This window comes from Streptococcus sp. (genome assembly GCF_019414905.1).
Classification (GTDB): Bacteria; Bacillota; Bacilli; order Lactobacillales; family Streptococcaceae; genus Streptococcus.
In genome coordinates this window covers 552-7470 of record NZ_DXLC01000011.1, presented here as the reverse complement: position 1 = coordinate 7470, position 6919 = coordinate 552, and the positions used below count along the sequence as shown (strand labels likewise).

Genomic DNA, 6919 nt, shown 5'->3' with positions numbered 1-6919 from the left:
ATGGTCACAGCACCTTGTTCCACAAAGAAGTTGACTTGCTCCCGCGAGTAGGACTCTAACAAACTAGCCAAGGAAGCACTCTCTGGATGAGACAGCAAATAGTCTCTCAGTTCTAACTTTTTCTTGGCGCGTGTAGAAATCTCTACACCTTCTAACTGAACAAGGTCTACCTCATACCAAGACTGGGTCTTGACCTTCTTTTGATCGACTGCCTGATACTCCAGACCAAGCAGGCCTTTTCTAGTCAAACGCATCATTTCAGCTTGCTTAGCTAAATCCAGAGAAGAAAAGGCAAGCGAATCCTCTGAACCAAACAAGCGCTCTCGGTCTTCATGACTCAGACCTGCCAGAGGATAGAGAATCTTGTCATAGCTGGAGTTCAGAAACCCTGGTAACATAGCCTTGAGGATGGAGATTTTATAAGAAAAGACGGACTTGCGGAGCTCCTCAGCCAGCCAGAGTTGTTCTTGCGTGAGAACAGGAGAAAAATCCAGCACCTCTGCAATATCTTTTAAATCTTGATTAGCCTCTTCTTCATCCGATTGGAACTCCAAACCAAGAACAATCCCTTGAATCAGACGATTTCCCTTACCAAAAGGCACATGAACCCGCATCCCAACTTCCAGCATTCCCTCAAATTCCTCAGGAATCCTGTAACTATAGGGCTGGTCCATCTGCATCAAGGGCACATCTACGATAATCTTGGCTATAGCCATCTTCTCACCTCCTCCTTGTCAGTACATTCTTGCAATAGAAAAAATAAGATTGAGTCCCCCCAACCTTAAATTTTTTCACCATCTTCTTTTTCTTTAGCAATTTGCTCTTTGATTTTCTTTTCTTCTTCTTCTTTGCGGCGTTTTTCTTCTTCGATACGGCGACGCACCGCTTCACGTTTTCCTTCTGGATCTGGGTGAATTGTAACGTTTCCTGATTCGATTTCTTCTAAAGCACGAAGAGTTGATTTTTCAGACTTGAAACCTTGAGTTGCTGGCGCACCTGCTTCCAATTCGTGGGCACGTTTTGCTTCCAAGATTACGAGTGAATATTTTGAAGGAACCTTGTCGAGCAAGGTATCAATAGAGGGTTTTAACATCATTTGCTTGTACCTATTTTCTAAATTTTATCGAGTAGTTGGAGACTTTGGTAACATCTCCTGATAGTGACCAATGACACGATCCACACGGAAGTGCTCTGCTTCGATAACACGTTTGACACGCTCAGCAGCTAGGGGCACCTGATCGTTGACAATCGCATAATCATACTCACGCATGAGGGCAATTTCTTCCTTGGCTTTTTCGATTCGTTGGGCAATCACTTCTGCACTATCTGTTCCACGACCTACCAAACGATCTTGCAATTCATCAAGATCTGGTGGTGTCAGGAAGATAAAGACAGCATCTGGAACCTTTTTCTTGACCTGAAGAGCGCCTTGAACTTCAATTTCAAGAAAAACATCGATTCCCTTGTCCAAGGTTTCATTGACATAGGTCAGAGGAGTTCCATAGTAGTTGCCGACATATTCTGCGTATTCCAACATCTGTCCTTGACGAATCAGCTCTTCAAACTCTTCGCGAGTACGGAAGAAATAGTCAACACCGTCCACTTCTCCAGGACGTTGTGCGCGTGTCGTCATCGATACAGAGTATTGAAATTGGTTTTCAGAACTCTCAAAAATCTCTCTTCTAACCGTTCCTTTTCCAACCCCTGAAGGACCAGAAAAAACGATTAGTAAGCCTCGGTCTGCCATTGTGTCTCCTTTAGTCAGTCTGTGAAATAACATTTCTCTAGAATAATAGCAAAAAGCCAGATTATCCTTTACAGTCTTTCTATCTAGTGTAACAAAAAAGCAGTAATTTTTCAACTGCTCTTTCTTATTTATTTAGCATAATCTACTGCACGAAGCTCACGAATCACGGTTACCTTGATATTTCCTGGGTAATCGAGATTGTTTTCAATTTTCTCACGAACTTTGTGAGCCAAGATTGTGACTTTGTCGTCCTTGATTTGTCCTGGATTGACCATGATACGGATTTCACGTCCTGCTTGAAGGGCAAAGCTATTTTGTACCCCTTCAAAGCCGTTCGCAATTTCTTCCAAATCATGAAGACGCTTGATATAGCTTTCAAGAGACTCACTACGAGCACCTGGACGAGCTGCACTCAAGGCATCTGCTGCAGCGACGATCACTGCAATGACGCTCTCAGGCTCAACATCACCGTGGTGGCTAGCAATCGTATTCACCACAACTGGGTGTTCCTTGTACTTACGTGCCAGTTCCATACCGATTTCAACGTGGCTACCCTCAACCTCGCGGTCAATAGCTTTCCCGATATCGTGAAGGAATCCAGCACGACGGGCAAGAGCCGCATTTTCACCAAGTTCGCTCGCCATGATACCAGCCAACTTAGCAACCTCAATCGAATGACGCAAGACATTTTGTCCATATGAAGTACGGAACTGCAAGCGACCCATGATTTTCATCAAGTCTGGATGAAGGTTTGGTGCCCCAATTTCATAGGCAGCAGCCTCACCGTATTCACGAATCTTATTGTCAATCTCTTGACGGTTTTTCTCAACCAACTCTTCGATACGAGCTGGGTGGATACGACCATCCTTGAGCAACATTTCCATAGTCATACGGGCAATTTCACGACGAATCGGGTCAAAACCTGACAAGGTCACCACTTCTGGCGTATCGTCGATAATGACATCAACCCCTGTCAAACTTTCAAAGGTACGAATGTTACGACCTTCACGACCAATAATGCGTCCCTTCATAGTATCGTCTGGCAGATGAACCGTTGAGTTTGTTGACTCCGCTACATATTCACCAGCGATACGTTGCATAGCTTGAACCAAGATGTCCTTAGCCATTTTGTCAGAACGTTCCTTGACCTCTTGCTCAGCTTCGCGAATACGGCTAGCAATCTCCTTGGTCAAGTTTTCCTCTGTCTGTGCCAAGATAATATCTCGTGCTTCTGCCTGAGACAGGGCACCAATACGCTCTAGTTCTGCTTCTTTTTGTCTTTCGACTTCCTCTAATTGCTCTTCACGCGCATCAAGGTTTTTCGCTCTATCAGAAATACTTTGTTCTTTTTGTTCAAGTGTTTGTTCTTTACTCGTCAAATTGTCGTCCTTACGATCAAGGCTAGTAGCTCTCTCTGTCAAACGACTTTCGATTTGTTTGAGTTCTTGACGTTCTGATTTGAATTCAGCGTCCACTTCTTCACGGTATTTTCTGGCTTCTTCTTTGGCCTCCAATAGTGCTTCTTTTTTAAGAGACTTGCTTTCACGTTTAGCTTCATTAACAAGTAAATCCGCTTCACGTTCAGCTTGTCCACGTAAATTAGTTGCTTCTTGTTCAGCATTTAAAAGCATCAACTCTGCAGCTTCCTGAGATGATTTCATCTTAGCTGAGATGCTGACATATCCAATGACTAAACCAATGATGACGGCAAAAACAGCAATCGCAAGCGACATGATTTCCATGTTTTTACCTCATTTTATTGTTATTCCGAATGACATACATTCTTTTACATTCTACCATAAAAAAGTGATTTTCACAAACCTAAAATAGAATATGTTTTGAGGAAATTGGAGTTTAATTACCTATAATTTATTAGCGAAATCTCTATTTCTTAGAAATCCTAGTTTTAGTAGAGATTTGAGAAAAAGCCTACTTTGCAGTAGACTTCCTAATAATCGTTAGAATGCAAGAAATTTGTTTCTAACAACAGCAAGATTTCACTCAGGTATTCTCTGTAAATTAGACTAATGTCCTGCGCGAATTCGGGCCATTCCTCGTAAGATTTTGTCAGAAAGTTCCTTATTTTGAGCGATTCTCAGGGTTTCCTGAATACTGTTCCAGTCGCTCTTAAAAAGGGGCACTATCAAAGCTTCAAATTCATCATTTACCTTCTTCATATATTCCTTTATACACACTCACCGTTACCATTAACCGTATAGCCATCTGGTGTAGTGGTGTTTACTGCTAAAGCTCCTGAACTATAGGCATAGTACCATTTACCAGAAACTGTAAACCAGCCTGTTTTCATAGCTCCAGCGCTATCAAGATAATACCTTGTATCATTATCTTTTACCCAACCAGTAGCCATTTTACCATTTTCTTTAAGATAGTACCATGTGCCATTGTCTTTGACCCAGCCTGTAGCCAGTGAACCTGTTTCATTCAAGTAATACCATGAGGCACCAGTTTTGACCCAGCCAGTTTGCATCCAGCCTGTATTGTCAAAGTAATACCATATACCCTTTATTTGTTCCCAACCGTTAGTAGTGTATGAACCATCTTCATGCTGATACCACCAGCGACCAGCTGACTCAATCCAGTTACCAGCTTGAGAATCTTTTGTAGTCTTAGTTTCCGTTTTTTGTTTGGCAACTACATCTACTTTGGCTTTATCTTGGCCAGACACCCCACCATTGTTATTCACAACAGGAACTTCAACACGTGGAGTTGTTGGAAGAACAGGTGTTACCGGATGTTTCTTCAATTCTTCTGCTTGAAGTCGTGCCTGTTCTGCTTCATAACTTGCTTTTGCTGTCGCATAAGCCTTATTCGCTTCTTTGGCTGCGTTCTCTTTTGCTTCAAGTGTTTCTTGTGCAGTTGCTTGGTTTGCTTTTGCTTCTTTAAGCGCTTCTTCTGCGTCTTTCAACTCTGCCTTGCGAGCTTCAAGCTCTTTTGTAGCAGCTTTCAAATCTTGAACCAATTCTTTTGAAGCCGTTACAGTTGCTTCTGCTTCTTTAAGCGCTTCTTTGGCAACGGATACCGCTTGAGAAGCTTCTTCTGCTTTCCCTTGAAGAGAAGAAAGAGTTGCTTTCTCTGCTGTTGTTTCTGCTTTGGCTTGGTTAAATTCGTTCTCTACTTCTTGTGCAGTTGCCTTCAACTCTGCCAACTTCGCTTCTTTATCTGCTTTTGTAGCAGACAAAGTAGCAACCAAGGCATTGGCATTTGACAAGGCAACAACGGCTTGATTATGTGTTGTTGTAGCAGATTGAAGAGTTTGTTTCAATGCAACTGTATCTTTAAGTTGAGCTTCTTGGGCTTTCAAGTTTGAGTTTGCAGTTCGCAATGCAGTTTCTGCTTCAGCTACAGTTTGATTAGCAGTTTTAAGAGTTTGTTCTGCTTGGGCTTTCTCTGCTTTTTTAGCTTCTAGCTTAGTATTGGTTGAAGCACCTTTGCGAGCTACTGTGTAAGGATTTGTGATTTCTGTACGGTTAAATGTAGAATTTTTCATATAGCTATCCGGGATACCGGGTACTGTATGTACTGTAAACATACCGGGAACTTGACTAGCACCAAAACCACCGTAATAGAGAGTCCCTGCAACTTTCTCAAACCCTAGAGTGTCTTTTGCATGCCCATAGTCTTTCTCTGTAGAAACGAAGCTAACCAAAGACTCAAATACTTTTTCACGCAACTCCGCTTTTGTTAGATAAACTAATTCTTTACTTCCATCAGAACTGTTTGCAACAAAGTTTACTGAGTTTTCATAACTTTGACCACCTCGAAGCTCTGCTTCTTTACGTTGCTTATCAGACTGACCATCATTCAAACCATACTCTTTAGCAACTTTATTGATACCAATAGCATAGTGACCATGACCATTTTTCTTAGCACGGTAGCTATCTAGCAACTCAGGGGTAACACCGTCTTTTTCGTATTCACGTGCAATTTTATCTGCAAAGTGGAATGAATCCTCAGTCACTTTCACATCAGACAAACCAAGTTGACGACGCATTTGATTTGTTAGGTCTGCTGCAAATAGTGTCAAATCATCACGGACTTCTTTTGGAAGATTATTAACATCATACTGTGTCTTATCTGCCTTATCCGCTTCGCTCAAGACAAGGTCTTTAGATTGGATACTATCCCCAACCATGTCAGTGATCTCTTTTTTCAACTCTTTATTACGAGCTTCAAATTTATCAATATCCGCTTGAGTAAGTTTATTATCTGGAATTGCCCAATAATCCTTATTCAACTGGATTTTTTCTTTGATTTTTGAAACAAAGGCTTCTTTGAACTGAATAGACCCTTTTGCAAGTGGTTTTGATGACTCGATAAGAGCGTTAACTTCAGCAGTGACCGCTTTAAGAGCTTGTTCTGCTTGTGCTTGATGTGCTTTGGCATCCGATACCGCTTGAGTTTTTGTAGCAATCTCTGCTTGTGTATTCTCGATTTGCGCTTGAGTAGTTTGATTTGCTTTTTCTGCATTTTTTAAGGCAGTCTCTGCATCTGCTTGCGCTTGTTTGCTTGTTTTTTCGGCTTCTGTGGCTTCTTTTTGTGCTTCCTTGGCATTTTCCAAGCCTTTGCCATTAACAGCGTCTGTGGCGATTTGAACCGCTTCTGTAGCACTTGTAAGTGCTTTTTCTTTTGTAGCTTGAGTAGCTTCTTTTTCTGCTACAACTGCTTCTTGTGCAGATACCGCTTGGTTTGCTTCTGTAGCTTTTGCTTCTGCGTTTTTAACCGCTTCTGCTTTTGCCTTAACTACTGCTTTCTCAGCTTCTGTAATAACTGCTGGGCTTGCCTTCTTCGCAAAATCCTCTGCTTTTTTTACAGCTTCTGTTTTCTCATTGACAAGAGAATCCGCTTCATTTGTAGCACGCTTGGCATCTTTGACCGCCTGCTTTGCTTCTACTACTTCTTGATCCGCTTTCTTAGCTTCTGATTCTTTTGTAGCAACCTCTTCTTTTGTCGCTACCGCAGGAGTAGTTGTTTCCACAACCTCCGCCTTTGGCGCTTCCACATTCACTGGTTTTGGAGCGACTTCTTCTGCGCCTACTGTATGAGCTAGGGATGCTGCTGCAATTGCTGCTGTCATTGCGATTGTTGATTTTTTCATATTGTTTCCTCTTTTTTCTTTATAAACTTATTATATCACAAAACAACCTTTAAAGG

The 6919-nt window shown here is 41.9% G+C and carries 5 protein-coding genes and 1 pseudogene; all 6 read right to left on the bottom strand.

The window, feature by feature from the left end; all coding sequences use genetic code 11:
• Nucleotides 1-716, bottom strand: a pseudogene (locus tag QZ359_RS00240) (primosomal protein N'); the annotation flags it as partial.
• Nucleotides 717-781: 65 nt separating this feature from the next.
• Nucleotides 782-1096, bottom strand: coding sequence for a DNA-directed RNA polymerase subunit omega (gene rpoZ / locus QZ359_RS00235; RefSeq protein ID WP_000979235.1), 315 nt, complete (start codon nucleotides 1094-1096; stop codon nucleotides 782-784).
• A 24-nt stretch (nucleotides 1097-1120) separates the two neighbouring features.
• Nucleotides 1121-1747: a guanylate kinase gene (gene gmk, locus QZ359_RS00230; RefSeq protein WP_000775041.1), complete on the bottom strand. Its 627-nt coding sequence runs from the start codon at nucleotides 1745-1747 to the stop codon at nucleotides 1121-1123.
• Nucleotides 1748-1875: 128 nt separating this feature from the next.
• A complete protein-coding gene (locus QZ359_RS00225) occupies nucleotides 1876-3489 on the bottom strand; it encodes a ribonuclease Y (RefSeq protein ID WP_120769852.1) in 1614 nt (537 codons plus the stop codon).
• A 282-nt stretch (nucleotides 3490-3771) separates the two neighbouring features.
• On the bottom strand, nucleotides 3772-3924 hold the full coding sequence (locus QZ359_RS00220) for a type II toxin-antitoxin system Phd/YefM family antitoxin (protein WP_293944944.1): 153 nt from the start codon (nucleotides 3922-3924) through the stop codon (nucleotides 3772-3774).
• An 8-nt stretch (nucleotides 3925-3932) separates the two neighbouring features.
• Nucleotides 3933-6863 (bottom strand): SEC10/PgrA surface exclusion domain-containing protein, encoded by a 2931-nt coding sequence (locus tag QZ359_RS00215; RefSeq protein WP_293944943.1) that lies wholly within the window; start codon nucleotides 6861-6863, stop codon nucleotides 3933-3935.
• Nucleotides 6864-6919: the final 56 nt, after the last annotated feature.